The 16,782-nt window shown below is 72.4% G+C and carries 14 protein-coding genes; 8 read left to right on the plus strand and 6 right to left on the minus strand.

Features of this window, described 5'->3' with window-relative positions; translation table 11 throughout:
• The first annotated feature begins 177 nt into the window (after positions 1 to 177).
• Together R3E98_08605 and R3E98_08610 are read left to right on the plus strand one after the other, a co-directional pair.
• Positions 178 to 831 carry a hypothetical protein gene (locus R3E98_08605; protein ID MEZ4423455.1) on the plus strand — a complete coding sequence of 218 codons (654 nt, stop codon included), beginning with the start codon at positions 178 to 180 and terminating at the stop codon, positions 829 to 831.
• Positions 832 to 946: 115 nt separating this feature from the next.
• Positions 947 to 2,458 carry a serine hydrolase domain-containing protein gene (locus tag R3E98_08610; protein ID MEZ4423456.1) on the plus strand — a complete coding sequence of 504 codons (1,512 nt, stop codon included), beginning with the start codon at positions 947 to 949 and terminating at the stop codon, positions 2,456 to 2,458.
• A gap of 9 nt (positions 2,459 to 2,467) precedes the next feature.
• Here the strand turns inward: R3E98_08610 and R3E98_08615 are convergent, their stop codons facing one another.
• The 3 genes from R3E98_08615 to R3E98_08625 form a co-directional block, all read right to left on the minus strand.
• Positions 2,468 to 2,854, minus strand: coding sequence for a DUF3037 domain-containing protein (locus R3E98_08615; protein ID MEZ4423457.1), 387 nt, complete (start codon positions 2,852 to 2,854; stop codon positions 2,468 to 2,470).
• Positions 2,851 to 3,702, minus strand: coding sequence for a HipA family kinase (locus R3E98_08620; GenBank protein MEZ4423458.1), 852 nt, complete (start codon positions 3,700 to 3,702; stop codon positions 2,851 to 2,853). The genes R3E98_08615 and R3E98_08620 overlap by 4 nt, the downstream gene beginning before the upstream one ends.
• Before the next feature lie 104 nt (positions 3,703 to 3,806).
• Positions 3,807 to 5,327, minus strand: coding sequence for an NAD(P)/FAD-dependent oxidoreductase (locus R3E98_08625; protein MEZ4423459.1), 1,521 nt, complete (start codon positions 5,325 to 5,327; stop codon positions 3,807 to 3,809).
• A gap of 154 nt (positions 5,328 to 5,481) precedes the next feature.
• On the opposite strand from R3E98_08625, the gene apaG reads away from it, so the two are divergent.
• Positions 5,482 to 5,886, plus strand: a complete 405-nt coding sequence (gene apaG / locus R3E98_08630; protein ID MEZ4423460.1) for a Co2+/Mg2+ efflux protein ApaG — start codon at positions 5,482 to 5,484, stop codon at positions 5,884 to 5,886.
• Positions 5,887 to 5,961: 75 nt separating this feature from the next.
• On the opposite strand, the gene R3E98_08635 is transcribed toward apaG, so the two are convergent.
• Entirely contained in the window at positions 5,962 to 6,957 is a 996-nt protein-coding gene (locus R3E98_08635; protein ID MEZ4423461.1) for a hypothetical protein, read from the minus strand.
• Between the two features lie 203 nt (positions 6,958 to 7,160).
• Between R3E98_08635 and R3E98_08640 the strand changes: the two genes are divergently transcribed.
• Both R3E98_08640 and R3E98_08645 read left to right on the plus strand, forming a co-directional pair.
• The gene (locus tag R3E98_08640; protein MEZ4423462.1) at positions 7,161 to 7,397 is read left to right on the plus strand and encodes a DUF2007 domain-containing protein; all 237 of its coding nucleotides are present in this window, start codon (positions 7,161 to 7,163) and stop codon (positions 7,395 to 7,397) included.
• Positions 7,394 to 8,155 (plus strand): tryptophan-rich sensory protein, encoded by a 762-nt coding sequence (locus R3E98_08645; protein ID MEZ4423463.1) that lies wholly within the window; start codon positions 7,394 to 7,396, stop codon positions 8,153 to 8,155. Before R3E98_08640 ends, R3E98_08645 begins: the two co-directional genes overlap by 4 nt.
• Before the next feature lie 4 nt (positions 8,156 to 8,159).
• Here the strand turns inward: R3E98_08645 and R3E98_08650 are convergent, their stop codons facing one another.
• Positions 8,160 to 9,650 carry an aminotransferase class V-fold PLP-dependent enzyme gene (locus R3E98_08650; GenBank protein MEZ4423464.1) on the minus strand — a complete coding sequence of 497 codons (1,491 nt, stop codon included), beginning with the start codon at positions 9,648 to 9,650 and terminating at the stop codon, positions 8,160 to 8,162.
• A 22-nt stretch (positions 9,651 to 9,672) separates the two neighbouring features.
• Positions 9,673 to 10,497, minus strand: a complete 825-nt coding sequence (locus R3E98_08655; GenBank protein ID MEZ4423465.1) for a PIG-L family deacetylase — start codon at positions 10,495 to 10,497, stop codon at positions 9,673 to 9,675.
• Positions 10,498 to 10,701: 204 nt separating this feature from the next.
• Between R3E98_08655 and R3E98_08660 the strand changes: the two genes are divergently transcribed.
• From R3E98_08660 to R3E98_08670, 3 genes are all read left to right on the plus strand, one after another.
• Entirely contained in the window at positions 10,702 to 12,882 is a 2,181-nt protein-coding gene (locus tag R3E98_08660; GenBank protein MEZ4423466.1) for a penicillin acylase family protein, read from the plus strand.
• Positions 12,883 to 12,945: 63 nt separating this feature from the next.
• A complete protein-coding gene (locus R3E98_08665) occupies positions 12,946 to 13,497 on the plus strand; it encodes a CYTH domain-containing protein (protein ID MEZ4423467.1) in 552 nt (183 codons plus the stop codon).
• On the plus strand, positions 13,494 to 16,778 hold the full coding sequence (locus R3E98_08670; protein MEZ4423468.1) for a PD-(D/E)XK nuclease family protein: 3,285 nt from the start codon (positions 13,494 to 13,496) through the stop codon (positions 16,776 to 16,778). The genes R3E98_08665 and R3E98_08670 overlap by 4 nt, the downstream gene beginning before the upstream one ends.
• Positions 16,779 to 16,782 lie beyond the last annotated feature (4 nt).

Here is a 16,782-nt window from a genome sequence, read left to right on the forward strand (position 1 = left end):
GCGAGGGCGCCGCTCCCGGGCGAGCCGGAGGCTCGGTTTCGACCTGCCTCAACTGGCCCGGCCGGGGGCTCCCGTCGTATGATCGGCGGTCGTCCGCGGCGCCCGCCGCTCGGTTCATCCCGTCCGACTCCGGCCTCGACGCCCCCCGCGCGGGGTTCGACAGCGAAGGAGGCATCCATGGCACCCACTTGGTATCGACGTCTCACCGGTCTGGCCCTGGCAGGCGCGCTGCTGGCCTGGGCCGCCCCGGCCTCGGCGCAGGCCGCCCACCGCCACATGGGGCACGTCGCCGATCAATGGAACGACACGCCCGACGGCGTGGGTCTCCTGGCCGCCGCCCAGGCAGAGGCGGCGATCGCGAACCAGCACGCAGGCCTGGCCACCGCGCAGCCCGACAACCTCCAGTCCATCCAGCGCCACGTCGGTCACGTGATGCACGCGCTGGATCCGAGCACGGTCGAAGGCGGGCCGGGCAAGGGCTACGGGGTGGTCAAGGCCGCGCAGGGTGCGGCCCAGCACATCGGGTTGGCCGCGGCCGCCGACGACGCGTCGGACAACGTGAAGACGCACGCCGAGCACGTGAAGACCAGCGCGGAGAACGTCGTCACGTGGAGCCAGCAGGTGATCGAGAAGGGCCGTCAGGTGCAGGCGGCCACCGACGCGGCCACGGCGGCGCGTCTGGCCGAGGAGATCCACCACATGACCACGGCCATCGTGGAGGGAACGGACGCCAACGGGGACGGCCGCGTCTCCTGGGGCGAGGGCGAAGGTGGACTCGCGCAGGCGGAGCAGCACATGGGCCTCATGAAGCGCGGCGAGGGCATGCAGTAGCCCCGACCGCGTGCTGAAACCCGCGGCCCCGCCTCGCCGTCCGGCGGGCGGGGCCGCGCTGCATCCTGCCGCCGCTCCCCGCGCTGCTCTCGCTTCCGCCAAACGGAGGACACGCATGACCGTCACCGCCCCCGAGCGCCGCTCGCCGTTCCGCCGTGCACTCCTCGCGACGCTGCTGGCGATCCCGCTGCCTTCGTGTGGTGAAGCCGACGGAGCAGCCACCGGACGGGATGGTGATCCCGACGACCGGATCGCCCGCGTGGAGCAGGGCCTGCGCCTGGCCGTGGAGGCGGAAGGGACCGATCCGCTCCGCATGTCGATGGAGGAGCGCATGGAGCGCTGGAACGTGCCGGGCGTGGCGGTGGCCGTGGTCGAGGAGGGCCGGGTGGCGTGGGCGCGCGGGTGGGGGCTGGCGGACCTCGAGGCGGGCACGCCCGTGACGTCCGGGACGCTTTTCCAGGCCGCCAGCATCTCCAAGCCGGTGGCGGCGCTGGCCGCGATGCAACTCGTGCAGGAGGGCGCGCTGGACCTGGACGCCCCCGTCAACGAGGCGCTCACCTCCTGGTCGCTTCCCGACAACGAATTCACCGAGGACTCCAGCGCCACGCTGCGCGGCCTGCTGTCACACAGCGCCGGGCTCACGGTGTGGGGGTTTCCCGGCTACGCGCGCGGGGAGCCGGTGCCGTCGAACGCGGAGGTGCTCGAAGGCGAGGGCAATACCGACGCGGTCCGCGTCTACAAGGTGCCCGGCACGTCCTGGCAGTACTCGGGCGGCGGCTACACGGTGATGGAGCAGATGATGGAGGACGTCACCGGCCAGCCGTTCGACGCGCTGATGGCGACGCGCGTGCTGGCGCCCGCGGGGATGGAGCGCTCCACCTATGCGCAGCCCCTGCCGGACGCGCGTTGGGCCGACGCGGCGCGGGGCCACCGCGCCAACGGGGACGAGGTGAGCGGAGAGTGGCACACCTATCCCGAGCAGGCCGCCGCCGGGCTGTGGACGACGCCGGAGGAGCTGGCCCGACTGTCGGTGCATCTGCTGGGGATCCTGGACGGGAGCGTCGAAGACGGCGTGTTGGATCGCGCCACGCTGGAGGAGATGCTCACGCCCCACGGTGGGGGCGAGGAGCGCTACCGCCGGCACGGCCTGGGCTTCGGACTGCCGGACGCGGACGGTGTGCGCGTCTTCAGCCACGGCGGGTCCAACGAGGGGTTCAAAGCCATGTGGATCACCCTGCGTGATTCGCAGCAGGGCGTGGCGGTCATGACCAACGGCGACCAGGGGTCGGCCTTGGCCGGGGAGATCATCCGCGCGGTGGCGGACGTGTACGACTGGCCGGCGTACCGGAGTCGGAGCCGACCGCGCATGGTCGCGGACGACGCCCTGTTGTCGGAGCTCGCGGGCGAATACGAGATGGAGGACCAGCGCGGCCTGGTGCAGCTGCGCGCGCTGGACAACGCGTTGGCCGTGAGCGTGGCGGGCGTTCCGCGCGGAACGCTGTGGGCCGAGTCGGCCGACGTCTGGTACGATCCGGAGGACGGGAGCGAGGTGCGCGTGGAGCGGGATGCCTCGGGCCGCGTGACCGCCCTGGAGGCCTCCAGCGGCCTGCGGCTCACCCCGCGCTGAGCGGGATCGTCAGGGTCGCACGTAGTCCTGGAACAGATCGCGCAGCGTACGCGCAGGATCGTCCGTGCGGCCGGCGTGCACCGGCGAGCACTGGATCATGTCCGAGCGCGGAGCCGTGAGCCAGTGGAAGCGCTCGGACGGGGGCAGCAGACCCAGCCGACCCGCTTCGGCCTCGCCCCGCGCGATGCGTTGCCACGACGCGAGGTAGCGCGCCAGGCGCGGGCAGTGCTCCAGGCCCACCCGGTGCCGCAGCGCGTCGGGATCCGTCAGGACCTCCGCGTCGATGAACTCCGCGGTGCGCGCGTGCAGGATCACCCCCACGGCGGCGGCGCCGTACAGGTGCACGTGCGGGACCACCGTGACGACCGCGAAGTCGTAATCGATCGGGTCCGTCATCGCCGGGCGCGCAGAGGACGGGCCGGGGTGGCGAGCACCCGTTCGTGCGCGTCGGACGCTTCCCGCACCCACGGGCGCGGCGCTTCCAGGCGGACCCGCAGATACTCCAGGTAGCGAGCGCGGGCCGTGCCGGCGTCCGGGAAGTCACTGCCTCCGATCGGATCCAGCAACAGCGCGTCGGGCACCGTCGCCAGCACGGCGGCGAGCGTGGCTTCGTCCAGGCGGTCGGCCAGACGGGCGTCGGCGCCCTCCACGTCCGACGCCCGGTCCAGCAGCACATGCTGCTCGATGGGGCGGAACGGCGTGCGCGTGCGCTCCCGGTCCACCCCCGACCACTGGTGGTGTGCGTAGAGCGCGGCGCCGTGGTCGATCATCCACAGACGCTCCTCGTGCACCAGCAGGTTCGGGTTCTTGTGGCTGCGGTCCGGATTGGTGACCAGCGCGTCCAGCCACACCAGGTCGGACGCGAAGGTGTCCGTGACGAGGTCGCCGGCCGCACCGGCATCGAAGTTGAGCGCGCTGTCGAGGTAGCGGATGCCGAAGTTGACGCCGCGGCTGGCCTTCAGGATGTCCTGGATCTCCGGGTCGCGCTCGGTGCGGCCGAAGTCCTCCGGGAGGTCCACCAGGGCCACCTCCGGCACCGGCAGGTCCAGCACGCGCGCGAGCCCCGCCACGACGATCTCGGCGATCAGGGCCCGCGCGCCCTGGCCGGCACCGCGGAACTTGACCACGAAGAGGCCGCCGGCGCCGGTGTCCACGACGGCCGGCAGGGAGCCGCCCTCGCGCAGCGGCACCATGTAGCGGAGCGCCTCCCAGGTGGGCAGGGAGGGGACGGGTGTGGCGGTCACGGGCTTCCGGGCTCGAGGGACGGGGAGGCAATGTAGCGTGGGGAGGCGCGGCTCGGGCAGCCCGTGTGGGCCGCGCCCGTTCCGTCCCTCCGCTCCCTGCCGCTTCAGGACTCTGCGGCCGTGCCCTCCAGCGTGCGATAGCCGTGGCTCGGGACCCGGCGCGACTTGAGCCAGTAGCCCGTGGCGAACGCCGGCCACAGGACCGGATTCCGGCCGCGCGCATCGCGGTACCAGTTGTCGCACCCCGATACGAATACCGTACGCTGCATGCGCTCCTGCAGTGCGTCGTTGTACGCGCTCTGGGCCTCCGGTTCGACCTCGAGCACACGCGCGCCCCGCGCATCCATGTGGTCCAGGAGCCGCAGGATGTGGCCCACCTGCGCTTCGATCATGAACACGATCGAGTTGTTCGCCACGCGACTGTTCGGTCCGATGATGAAGAAGAGGTTGGGGTAGCCGGTCACGGCCACGCCGTAGTAGCCCTGGGGTCCTTCCTTCCAGCGCTCGTCCAGGGAGACACCGTCCACGCCCACGAAGCGCACGGGCGAGGTCATATCCATGGTCTGGAAGCCGGTGGCGAAGAGGATCGCGTCCACCTCCCGCTCGCGCCCGTCGGCGGTCACCACGCTGTGTTCGCGCACCTCGGTCAGGCGATCCGTGACCACTTCGACGTTCGGTCGGGCCAGCGCCGGCAGGTACTCGTTGGACAGCAGCGTTCGCTTGCAGCCCATCGTGTAGTCGGGGGTCACGCGTCTGCGCAGCTCGGGATCGGGGATGGTGCGCTCCAGATGGCGTCGGCCCCATTGTTCGATGGGCCGGAGCAGTTTCGGATGGACCGTGTAGCCGATCGCGACCGCCTCCTGACGCCAGTAGAGCCAGGCTCGGAAGAGACGCATCGTGCCCGGTAGCGCGCGAAAGAGCCGATGCTCCCACGGCCGGATGGGGCGGTCCAGCTTCGGAAGCACCCACGGCGGCGAGCGTTGGAACAGGTGGAGCTGTGCCACACGGGGCGCGATCTGCGGCACGAACTGGATGGCGCTCGCGCCCGTTCCGATCACGGCCACCCGCGTGCCGTTCAGGTCGACCGAGTGGTCCCACTCGGCGGAGTGGAACGTCGGGCCCTGGAATCGTGCGAGCCCGGGCAGGTCCGGGATCTTGGGCCGGCTGAGCCCGCCCATGCCTGACACGACCACGCGCGCGGCGATCTCGTCCCCGCCGGCCGTCCGGACCCGCCACATCCCGGCGGCGCGATCGAAGACGGCCTCGCGCACCTCGGTGTTGAAGCGGATGCGCCCGGGCGTGATGTCGTTGCGCTGCGCCACGTCCTTCAGGTACTGCCAGATCTCGGGCTGGGTCGGATACATGCGCGACCAGCCAGGATTGGGCTCGAAGGAGTAGGAGTAGAGGTGCGAGGGGATGTCGCAGGCGCAGCCCGGGTAGGTGTTGACCCGCCACGTGCCCCCGACGTCGGGACCTTTCTCCAGGATCAGGAAGTCTTCCCGTCCTGCCTTGCGCAGTTGGATGGCCATGCACAGGCCAGCGAAGCCGCTGCCGATGATGAGCACGTCCACGTCGGGCGGAAACCCGCTCGCGGGCTGCGCGTCCGGGGGGGTTCGGTCGCTCATGGGGGGGCCGACCTGTCTCGGGGGTCTCGGTCTCCCCCGAACACGCGCAGAATGGCGGGTGGCCGGATCAGCGGGCCGGGTCGACGGGCGTCCGCACACCTCCGGGCTGCCCTCCGGCTCCGCACCTGGCGGCCCGGCCGGGGTACCCTCCGGCATGGACCCCGAGCGCGTCACCCACGGCATCCGCGTCACCGTGCGTCCCACGTTCCTGCCCTCGCAATCGCGGCCGCGGGACGGACGCTTCCTGTTCCTCTACGACGTCGAGATCGAGAACGTCGGCGAGCGTACCGGCACCCTGCTCCGGCGTCACTGGCGCATCCACGAAGACGGCGGCGAGGACTCGGAGGTGCGCGGCGACGGCGTGATCGGCCAGCAACCCACCCTGGCCCCCGGGGACGTGCACCACTACCAGAGCTTCTGTGTCCTGGCCACGCCATCCGGCTTCATGGAAGGCACCTACACCTTCGAGCGTCCCGGCGGCGAGCTGTTCGACGTGGAGATCCCGCGCTTCCTGCTGCGGGCCGCGTGGCCGGGACCCGGCGCGGGTGTGATGCACTGAGACAGCGCGCCTGCGCGCCGGCGTTCGGACGGACAGGTCCCCCGGATCCGCCGGGGGACCCGCTCGACCTCCCGTTCAGGGATCGATGACGGTGAAGCGGAACTCCTGCGACTCCGGCCCCATGGCCGGGGCACCGCTACACTGCTCGAACCCGGCGGTGACCTTCCAGTCCACCACCGTTCCGGGCACGAGCGACAGAACGATCTCCTCGATGTTGCTGTTGGTGAACGTCCAGGCGCCGTTGTTCTCGCGCCAGTGCACGAGGTACTTCCCCGAGGAGGTCTGCGTCGCGCCGGGCACGGCCGACCAGCGCAGGAACACGGACACGGTCGAGGCGTTGGGCGGTGGCGGATTGCCGAAGAAGACGTCCGTTGCGTTGTCGAGCGGTTCCAGCAGGGTCGCCGTGGCGAGGGCGGGGATGACGCGCACCGGTGCTTCGTCGCTGCCCAGCGCCCCCGCGTTCGCGGTGAGCGTGCCCTCCCCCAACTGGGAGCCCGTCAGGTTGACCGAGTTCCCGCCGCCGGTCAGCGGGATGGTGGCGGGCACGGGCAGCGCCAGGCTCGCCGGCGTGACCGTCAGGGCCACGCTGGCGTTGGGAGCGCCGTTGGCCAGCGACAGCGCCACCGGCGCCTGACTGCCCTGCCGGACGCACGCGTTGCCGTCGATGGAGACCGCCGAGCCGATCGTGAAGCTCTGGGAGCGATTGCTCGTCTGGTTGGAGACGAAGGCGAAGTCGTAGTCGACGGTCCAGGTGAGGTTCACCTGCGTGCCGGCCGGCAGGGTCTCCGAGCCCGGAAGGACGGCCGTGTAGGCGTTGCCTCCGGACGGTGGCGTGGTGGGGATGGTGGCCGGCGCGCCCGGATAGGTTCCCGTCAGGGTCACGGAGTTCAGCGCGTTCAGGCCCTGCGTGATCGGCAGCGAGACGACCTTCTGCACCCCGGCCACCGTGGTGTCGACCGTGGGGGTGCCGGTCGAGACCCCACACCCGCCGCTCGCGAGCGAGGCCAGGAACAGGGGCGCGCGCATCCAGCGCGATCGGTGCCACGACCCCGGGAGACGGTCTCGCGTCATGGATTCCTCCTTGCTGGTTGGCCGGTTGGTGCAGCCCCGAGCGACTCCGTTCGAAGCGGCTTCCTGTGGTGGGGCGCAGAAGGGCCTCGTCTCCGGCCAGCGGCACCACGCCGGGCCGACGTCCCGAATCCTCCGTTCCCACGCCGGGTACATAGCCGAACACGCGCGCCGAGAGATCAACGGGCCTCCAGGAGAGCGAAGCCATGTCCGAACCCGTCACCATCGCCACCTTCGGCTACCGTCACGAGGCCGAGCTGGCCAAGGGCTTCCTGGACGACGCGGGCATCACCTCGCAGTTGCGGGTCGACGACGGGTCCGGCATCGAGGCCGGGATGGCGTTCATCAACACCGCCAAGATCCTCGTGATGCCCGAAGACGCCGACCGGGCAGCCGGCGTGCTCTCCGACGCCTTCCCGGACTACGAACGGCCCCAGCCGTGAGCCGTCGGGCGCTGTCCGTCCTGAACGTCTGCGCGTTCGTGGGCGTGGTGGTGCTGAACGGTCTGGCGGCCAGCGGCGCACTGAGCGGCCGCTCCATCGGCGAGCTGGCCAACCGCGACCCCACGTACGTCCTGCCCGCCGACTACGTGTTCGGGATCTGGAGCGTGATCTACGCGGCGCTGCTCGGCTTCGTGATCTATCAGGCGCTCCCGCGTCCAGCCGCAGGCGCGTTGGTGGAGCGGGTGGGATGGCTGTGGATCATCAACGCGGGGCTGAACGCCGCCTGGCTGACGGCCTTCTCGTTCGAGCGCTTCGCGCTCGCGTTGCTGTTGATGCTCGCGCTGCTGGTGGACCTCATCCTCCTCTACGGACGCGTGCACCAGGGCGGATTGCGCGTCCAGCGCGGGGACTGGTGGTTCGCCACGCTTCCGTTCGGGATCTACCTGGCGTGGATCGCGGTGGCCACGATCGCCAACACGTCCCAACTGCTGGAGGTGGTGGGCTGGGACGGCTTCGGCGTGGCCGGCCCCGTGTGGTCGGTGCTGCTCATGGCCGTGGCCGCCGGCCTGGCCGCCACCTTCGCGGTGCGTCGGCGTGACGTCACGTTCGGTCTGGTGGTGGGATGGGCCCTGATCGGCATCGCCGCGCGCTGGCCGGAGGCCCGCATGGTCGCCACGACCGCCTGGGCGCTCGGGCTCCTGAGCGTCGGGATGGCGCTGGTGGGGGCGCGGCCGGGGGTGGCGTCGCGGACGGCCTGACGCCCTACGCCTGCACCACGGGCGCCTCCGCCCATCGCTTCCGACCCACCCGCACGATCTCGTCCGCCAGCGCCTCGATGTCCTCCGGGCCGGTGCGGAAGTTCACCACGCACGCGCGCAGCAGGAATCGTCCCTGCACCACTGCGTTGGACAGGAACGCGTGCCCGGTGTGGTTCACCTCCGCCAGGATGCCTTCGTTGAGGTCGTCCAGCGTGCGCTCCGCCTCCGGCTCACCGACGCGCTCCCGGAGGTCGGGTGGCACGTACCGGAACGTGGCGATGCTGAGTCCCAGCGTCGCCGCCTCCAGCTCGGCGTCGCACGCGGCGCGGGTATGCAACAGCGCGGCCAGGGCGCAGTCGTCCGCCATGCTCTGCACGATCCCGCTCCGCCCCGTCTGTTGGAGCTGGAGCCAGACCTTGAGGGCGCGGAACCTCCGCGAGTTCTCCGGCCCCAGATCGACGTAGTTCGTGGTCTCGGGGTCGAAGCGGTAGTAGGGCGGGTGGTACGAGTACGTGTCGCGGAGCAGGGCCACGTCCCGGACCAGCAGGCATCCCGCATCCAGGGGGGCGTAGAGCCACTTGTGCGGATCCAGCGCGATCGAGTCCGCCTCTGCCATCCCGGCCAGGTCGGGATGAGCGTCCGGGAGGGCCGCAGCGAAGGCGCCATAGGCGCCGTCCACGTGGAACCAGAGGCCGTGCTCCCGCGCGAAGGCGGCCAGGCGGGGCAGCGGATCCACGGCGCCGGTGCTCACGGTGCCGGCCGTCCCGACGAGCAGGAAAGGACGATCCCCGGCGGCCCGGTCCGCCGCGACGGCGACCCGCAGGGCCTCGAGGTCCATGCGCTGCGCATCGTCCGTCGGGATCCAGCGCACGGCGTCCGTGCCCATCCCGGCGAGGTCCGCCGCCTTCTGCAGCCAGGTGTGGGTCTCGGCGGACGCGTAGACGCGCGCCCGGCCGGCGGCGGCGTCCAGGCCCTGCGTGCGGACATCGGCGCCGAGCCTCGCGGTGCGGGCGGCCCAGAACGCCGTCAGGTTGGCGGCGTTGCCGCCGCTGGTCAGGAGCCCGCTTCCCCCTTCGGGATAGCCGATGAGCTGGGCGATCCAGCGTACCGTCTCCACTTCGATCTCGCTCGCGACCGGCGAGAGCGCGTGTCCGCCACAGTTCGGGTTCACCGCGGCAGCCAACAGCTCCGCCAGCACGCCGGCGGGCGCCGACCCTGCCGTGATGTATCCGAAGAAGCGCGGGTGGGCGTTGTAGAGCGATCCGTGCAGGAGCGCCTCGGTCGCCTCGTCCAGCACCGGCCCGAGCGGGCGACCGTCCTCCGGAAGCGGGCGTGGTGCACCGATCGCGGCGCGAGCCTCCGGGGCGGAGAACCCGCGTGTGACGGGCCGCTCGCCCAGGGTCTCGAACAGGGCGGCGATGCGGTCCACGAGGGCATGGCCGGCGGCACGGAAGTCGGCGGCGGACAGGTCGACGGCGGAGGTACGGGCGCTCACGGGAGCTCCGGGTGTGGGTGGATCAGGCATGGGAGACCGAGGGCGGGATGCCCTCGAAGAGGTCGTGTTCGGTGGCGCGGCCCACGGGCCCGCTTCCCGACGCCCGGTAGAAGGACTGCGCGCCCCAGAGCTGTCGGTGGTCGGCGTCCGAGAGCCGCTCCAGCCCCGCGTAGGCGACCATCTGCGAGGCATGGCAGCGCACCGCGCGCCACACCGTCCGCCAGTGCTCGCGGGCGTCGAGCCGGGTGCTGATGGACCAGGCCGGCCAGGGCATGGCCGCACGGTCGACGCCGTCCACCCGGGAGATCAGGCGCTTGAAGGCCTTCTGGTAGGCCGCCCACGTCGGCTCGGGCCACACCATGTAGTATAGCTTCTCCACGGCGTGGGGCCGGCCCTCGCCGTAGCCCGGATCGGCGCACCGGACCACGGCGCTCGTGGCCAGGCGGCAGATGGCGATATGGTCCGGATGCCCGTAGGCCCCGAACGGATCGAACGTCACGACGACCTGGGGCCGGAGGCGCCGGAGGTGGGTGACGATCCGAGCGGTGGCCTCTCCCGGATCGGCCTGGTCCAGCCGGCCGTCGGCGTACCCGAGGAAGGAGACGCTCCGGACGCCCAGCACGTCCGCCGCCGCGCGCAGCTCGGCTTCCCGGATACCGCCCAGCGCCTCCGGACCGGGGTGACCGGTGCCATCCCGGTAGCGACCGGCCTCCCCGCGGGTGGCGCAGACCACGTGCGTCTCGACGCCACGAGAGGCGTAGTGGGCCAGGGTGCCGCCCATGCCCAGCGTCTCGTCGTCCGGGTGGGCGGTCAGGGCCAGAAGGCAACCGGTGGTGGGGCCTGGCACGATCTGTGACTCCTCGGGTGCAGGGATGCCTCGAACGCTCGGGGAGCGGGCTGCACCGCGCCACCGACTTCCGACGGGGTCCCGAGGCGCAGAAGGCGGGGGCGCGGGCTCACCCGCGACCGGCGCTGTCCTCGCTTCGACGGCGGGGATACCGTTGGCAGGGACGACCCCGTGGACGCCGCCACGCACACGATGTGGAGAGTCATGAACCTTCGGACCCTTGTGGCCCTCCTGGGCCTCCACGTTCTCGCGACGGGGACGGCGGCCGGCCAGGACTGGCAGACCGCCGACGCCGTGGAGATCCGCCGCACCCGCTACGGCGTGCCGCATGTGCGCGCCGCCGACCTGCGCGGCGTGGCGTTCGGGCTGGCCTACGCGGAGGCGGAGGACCACGGTGCCCGCATCTTCGAGGCCCTGCTGCGCGCCCGGGGCCGGATGGCCCTGCGCGACGGCACGCCCGAGAACGTGGAGTCGGACTTCCAGCGGCGTCGGCAGCACGCACGCGCAGGCGCCACCTGGGAGCAGCTACGACCCGACGTGCGCGAGATGATGGAGGGGTTCGCGGCGGGCGTCGAGCACTACCTGGCGCTCCATCCGGAAGAGGTCCTGCCCGAGCTCGAGCGGCCCATCACCGGCGTGGACGTGCACGCGCTCTACATCGGCTGGTACGATACCGGTGAGGCCCGCGACCTGGTCCGGACGCTGGAGGCGGGCGCCGGAGATCCGCCGCCCGACGCCGGGGACGCCGATCCGTCGACGCAGGCCCCCGCGGGCCCGCCACGGTGGCTGGACGACGGTGCCGGATCCAACGCCTGGGCCTTCGCCCCCGAACGCACCAAGACGCAGCGCGCCATCCTGCTCCGCAACCCGCATCTCTCGTGGGACGCAGGGTACTACGAGGCGCATCTCACCGTGCCCGGCGTCCTGGACTTCTACGGCGACTTCCGCGTCGGCAGCCTGTTCGGGATCATCGGGGGCTTCAATCGCGCCCTGGGCTGGACCACCACGAACAACGCCCCCGATCTGACCGAGACCTACCGGATCCGCAAGGATCCCGCGGCGCCGCGCCACTACCTGCTCGACGGCGTCTCGTATCCCATGCGTTCGGAGGACGTGAGCGTCGAGATCCGAGACGACGTGCGCTTCGCGAGCAGCGGTGGGATCGCCACCGAGCTGCGCACCTTCTGGACCACGCACGTGGGCCCGGTGATCCACGAGACGGCCGACGAGATCTACGTCATGCGCTCTGCCGACGACGGGGAGTTCCGCCGGGGTGAGCAGTTCCTGGACATGATGAAGGCCACGTCGCTGGACCAGTGGCTGGCCGCGATGCGGGAGCAGCGCATCTCGTCGTCCAACTACACGTACGCGGATCGCGACGGCAACATCTTCTACGTCTGGAACGCCAAGCTCCCGCGGCTGCCGCACCCGTGGACACGGGATGAACCCGTGCTCGCCACGCGCAGCGCCGACCTGTGGAGCGAAGTGGTCCGTTTCGATCGCCTGCCCCAGCTCAAGAACCCCGCGGGGGGCTACGTCCGCAACGAGAACGATCCGCCCTACTGGACCAACCTGGACGAGCCTCTGCCGCGGGAGCGGTTTCCGGAGAACATGCCCGATCCGCGGCTGCGCCTGCGCAGTCAGCTGAGCCTGCAGACCATCGCCCAGACGGATCTGCTGGACCTGGAGGACGTCGTCGCGCTCAAGCACACCCCGCGCATGCTGCTCGCCGACCGCGTGAAGGACGACCTGGTGGCGGCCGTGCGCTTGGGGGATGCGAGCGATGCGGCCCGCGCCGCCGCCAACCTGCTGCGCAGCTGGGACAACACCGCCTCTGTGGACAGCCGGGGCAGCGTGTTGTTCGCGCTCTGGTTCGAGCGCTACCTGGCCACCACGGATTCGGCGCACGTCTTCCGCGAGAGCTGGTCGGAGCGGGAGCCCACGGCCACGCCGCACGGCATCGGCGACGCCCGTGCCGCCGTCCGCGCCCTGGAATGGGCCGTGGAGGAGGCCGTCCGCCGGTGGGGTGACTGGGACGTGACCTGGGGAGACGTCCACCGCGTGCGTCACGGCGCCGTGGACGTGCCCGTGGCGGGATGCGGAGGGGAGCTGGGCTGTTTCCGCGTGCTCAACTTCCGCGAGGATCCGGACGGTCGCAGGGCCGTGCGGGGCGGGGACGGATGGGTCCTGGCCGTCGAGTTCGGACAGGAGCCGCGGGCCTACTCGGTGCTGGCGTACGGCCAGAGCAGCCGGGAAGGGCACCCCCATCACGACGACCAGGCGGCGCTGTTCGCGCGCGGGGAGCTCAAGCCCGTCGCCTTCAGCGAGCGGGACGTGGCCCAGCAGACCGTGGCGCGCTACGCGCCGGGGCGGGAGGCGCGGTAGCGGACCGAACCCCCGGGTGCGCGGTACTCGATCGGCGATGTCCCCCTCCCGGATCGGATCGCCATGCACGAGATCGAACGACGCTTCCTGTGCGGGCCCCTCGAAGGCGGCGCGCTCGCACGCGCCGACCGGGTCCAGCGCATCCGTCAGGGCTACCTCACGACGTCGGGGCCCGCCGTGCGCGTGCGCCAGAAGGACGACGCCTTCCTGATGACCGTGAAGGCGGGCGGTGGCCTGGTGCGGCGGGAAGTGGAATGGCCCATCCCGGCGGACGTGGCGGATGAGCTCTTCGAGATCGCCGGGGCGCGGGTCCTGTCCAAGACCCGTCACGTGCTGGGCCGCTGGGAGGTGGACGTCTTCGACGGCGCCCTCGCGGGTCTTGTCGTGGCGGAGGTGGAGCTGTCGGCCGCGGACGAGTCCCTGCCGTCGCCGCCCGCCGGAGTCCCGCTGCTGCGCGAGGTGACGGAGGAGCCGGGGCTGACCAACCAGTGGCTCGCCGCGCTCGAGCCGGAGGCCGCCCGGGCCTTCGTGGCGGCGGCCGCCGCGGGCCCCGATGCGGCGCTCGCCTGGGTACGCACCCGTCGCGCCCGGGCGTCCGGCGACCCAGCGGAATGAGCGGACGCCGCGGATCCCCGCCGCCCGATCAGCTGGGCTTCGGCTTCCTCGACGAGCCGCCGCCCCGCGCCACGGATTCCGCGGCGGTCGCGACCCCGGACGTCTTCGAGCCCGCAGGGAGCGGACCCGCGCGCCTCGTCGGGAGCCTCGCCCGGGCCACCCGGGCGGCTCCCCAGGCACGCAAGATCCTCGTGGCCGCCACCCGAGGCGAGGGGCGGGAGCTGCTGCGCGCGCTCGTGCGCGCGGGCACGCCCTGGATCGGGTGGGAGGTGACCACGCCGCGTCCGCTCGCCGTGGAGTGCGTCGGCGCCACGCTGGCGGAGCAGGGCGTGCGCCTCCTGGATGAGTTCGAGGAGCAGGCGCTGCTCGACGAGGCGATCGATGTGGCGCTGGAGCGCACCGGTGACACGGACCTGGGACCCGGTCCCGAAGCGCCCTCGTTCAACGATCTCTCCGAGGCGCTCGGGTTCCGGCGCGCCCTGGCCGGAGCCGTGCAGGCCATGCGCCTGGGAGGTCTGGGCGTGGGAGACGTGGCGCGGGCCGGCTTCGCCGATCCCCACAAGCAGGCCCTGTTGCGGGCCGCGCTCGCGTCCTACGAGCGGGCGCTGGCCCGGATGCGAGCGGCCGACAGCGCGCGCGTGCTCGCGGACGCCGCGGCCCGCGTGCGCACGGACGCCGCCGCCCTGCCGGACGCGCAGCTGCATCTGGTCCCTGGCCTCGGCGCGCGCGGACGCGCCGGCGAGTTCCTGGCCGCGCTCCGGGAGCGCGGAGCGCAGGTGCTCGCCACGGATCCGGTCGTGGGTCTCGACGCTCCCTCGGGATGGATCTGGAGCGCCGAGGGCGAGCCCGGGCCGCTGGGTCGGCTGCACGCGTCCGGATCGGTGTCCGCGCCGGTTCCGGGTCTCGATCTCTTCGCCGCCGCGAGCGTGGAGGAGGAGCTGCGCGAAGTGTTGCGGCGCGCGTTGGGCGCAGGTCTGCCCTGGGACGAGGTGGAGATCGTCACGCCCGATGCGCAGGTCTACGGCTCCGCGCTGCACGCCCTGGCCGAGCGCCTCGGGGTGCCGGTCACGTTCGGCGTTGGCCTCCAGGTGGCGCGCACGCGGCCGGGCCGCGCGCTGGCCACCTGGTTCCGGTGGATCGAAGGCGGCTTCCACGCCGCGGAGATCCGTCGCCTGCTGGAGGCGGGGGACCTGCGTCCACCGGCGGAGCACAGCCCCGACGGCATGACGCTGTCACGGCGCTTCCGCTCCTTGCGCATCGGATGGGGGCGCGAGCGCACGGCGGCACGTCTGCGCAGTCGACGGGCCGTCGTGGAGCGGGTGCGCGCGCGCGCGGACGCCCCGGACCCGCGCCAGGAACAGGCCGCACTCGAGCTGGACGCGCTGGCGGCGTTGCTGGAGCCCATCCTGGACGGCATTCCTCCCCTGCCGGACCATCCGCTCGATCGTTCGGGGCCGCGGGTGTCGCCCGCGGCGCTCGCGGTCGGGCTCCGTCGCTTCCTCACGTTCGTGCCCGCCGAGAACGCCGTGGACCAGACGGCGTGGGACCGCTTGGACCGGGTGCTGGCGCGCGTGGAGGCCACGCTCCGCCGGGAGACCCACTACGCGGCGGCTGCGGCCGCCCTGCGGGCGCACCTGCAGATCCGCGTGCCCGCACCCCGGGCCGAGGGGAAGGCGCCTTGGAGCTCGGACGGCGGGCACGTCTACCTGACCGACCTGGAGCACGGCGGCTACACCGGTCGGGCCGCCACCTTCGTGGTGGGCATGGACGCGGACCGCTTTCCCGGCGCGGATACCCAGGATCCACTGCTGCTGGACCGCGAGCGCATGCGTCTGGGGCGTTCCCACCTGCCCACGTCGGGGGATCGCATCCACGAACGCCGCTTCCTGTTCGCCGCCCTGCTCGCGCGTCTGCGGGGGCGGGTGACGGTGAGCTGGTGCGGATGGGAGCCGTCCGAGGCGCGGACCCGCTCGCCCGCGTCGGAGGTCCTGCTGGCCTGTCGGCTCCGCACCGGAGATCCCGAGGCGAGCTTCGAGACCGTGCGCGCGCTGGTGGGCGCCCCGGTGGCCACCATCCCGCGCGCAGCTGCCGAGGACCTGGACGCCCGCGACGTGTGGATGCGTGCCCTGGGCCACGGCGGCGTGCTCCGGGACGGCGTCGGCGTGGTGCGCCGCGGGTACGCTGCGCTGGAGCAGGGCTGGGCCCCCTTCGCGGCGCTGGAGTCGGAGGAGGCCTCGGCGTACCTCGGCAACGTCGCGCAGCGCGCCGGGTTCGATCTGCGTCGCACGCAGGACGTGGTGTCGGCCAGCCGCCTGGAGGCGCTGGGGCAGTGCCCCCGCCGCTTCCTCTATGCGTCCATCCTGCGCACCTCCCCGCCCGACGATCCCGAGTACGATCCCGATCGCTGGCTGGACGCCCGTTCCCAGGGGACGCTGCTCCATCGCGTATACGAGCGTCTGCTGCGCGAAGCGCGCGCGCGCGGCATCGGTCCGGACGCACCCGAGCTGCTGGACCGGGCGCGGCGCATCCTGGCCGAGGAAGCGGAGCGCACGCTGGAGGAGGTGCCCACGCCCAGCGAGGAGATCCGCCAGCGGGAGCTCGGCCGTCTGGAGGACGACCTGCGCGCCTTCACCGGTCTCCTGGCCGAGACCGGGCGCACCTGGTTGGACCTGGAGGTGAAGTTCGGCCTCGGGGGTCTCGACCCGCTGCCGCTGCCGGTGGACGGCGGGCGCGTCCTGGTGCGGGGTCAGATCGACCGGGTCGATGCGGCCGAAGAGGGTCTGTACGTCGTGGACTACAAGACCGGCGGCACCTACGCCTTCGAGAGCGAGCGCGGCGCGTTCCACGGTGCGCGCCGGCTCCAGCACTACGTCTACTGGGTGGCGGTCCGGCGCATCTACGGGCGGCCGGTCGCGGCCATGGAGTACCAGTTCCCCACGCACCGGGCCGCCAACGCGCGCATCCGCTACACGGAGGAGGAGCTGCGCGCCGCGCCCGAGATCCTGGGACGGTTGCTGGACACGGTGGCCGGAGGACACTTCCTGCCGACGGACGATCCCGGGGACTGCCGGTTCTGCGACTTCCGGCCCGTGTGTCGCGTCACGCTCAAGTGGACGGGGGAGGTGGAGGACTCACCCCCGGCGCGGTGGGCCCAGCGCTTCGGTGCCTCGTCGGAGGCCTACGCCGCGTTCCGCTACGCGCGCCGGCGCGAAGACGAGGGCCCGCCCGGTCTGCTACCGCCCCCCTCCCTGGAGACCCTCCTGGGGGGCGACGACGGATAGAGAC

It is taken from the genome of Gemmatimonadota bacterium (genome assembly GCA_041390125.1).
Classification (GTDB): Bacteria; Gemmatimonadota; Gemmatimonadetes; order Longimicrobiales; family Gaopeijiaceae; genus JAGQIF01.

Bases quoted from the DNA above. Each gene is read 5' to 3' on its own strand.
- R3E98_08605 (MEZ4423455.1), top strand. From the start codon at position 178: ATGGCACCCACTTGGTATCGACGTCTCACCGGTCTGGCCCTGGCAGGC.
- R3E98_08610 (MEZ4423456.1), top strand. From the start codon at position 947: ATGACCGTCACCGCCCCCGAGCGCCGCTCGCCGTTCCGCCGTGCACTC.
- R3E98_08615 (MEZ4423457.1), bottom strand. From the start codon at position 2,854: ATGACGGACCCGATCGATTACGACTTCGCGGTCGTCACGGTGGTCCCG.
- R3E98_08625 (MEZ4423459.1), bottom strand. From the start codon at position 5,327: ATGAGCGACCGAACCCCCCCGGACGCGCAGCCCGCGAGCGGGTTTCCG.
- apaG (MEZ4423460.1), top strand. From the start codon at position 5,482: ATGGACCCCGAGCGCGTCACCCACGGCATCCGCGTCACCGTGCGTCCC.
- R3E98_08635 (MEZ4423461.1), bottom strand. From the start codon at position 6,957: ATGACGCGAGACCGTCTCCCGGGGTCGTGGCACCGATCGCGCTGGATG.
- R3E98_08640 (MEZ4423462.1), top strand. From the start codon at position 7,161: ATGTCCGAACCCGTCACCATCGCCACCTTCGGCTACCGTCACGAGGCC.
- R3E98_08660 (MEZ4423466.1), top strand. From the start codon at position 10,702: ATGAACCTTCGGACCCTTGTGGCCCTCCTGGGCCTCCACGTTCTCGCG.
- R3E98_08665 (MEZ4423467.1), top strand. From the start codon at position 12,946: ATGCACGAGATCGAACGACGCTTCCTGTGCGGGCCCCTCGAAGGCGGC.
- R3E98_08670 (MEZ4423468.1), top strand. From the start codon at position 13,494: ATGAGCGGACGCCGCGGATCCCCGCCGCCCGATCAGCTGGGCTTCGGC.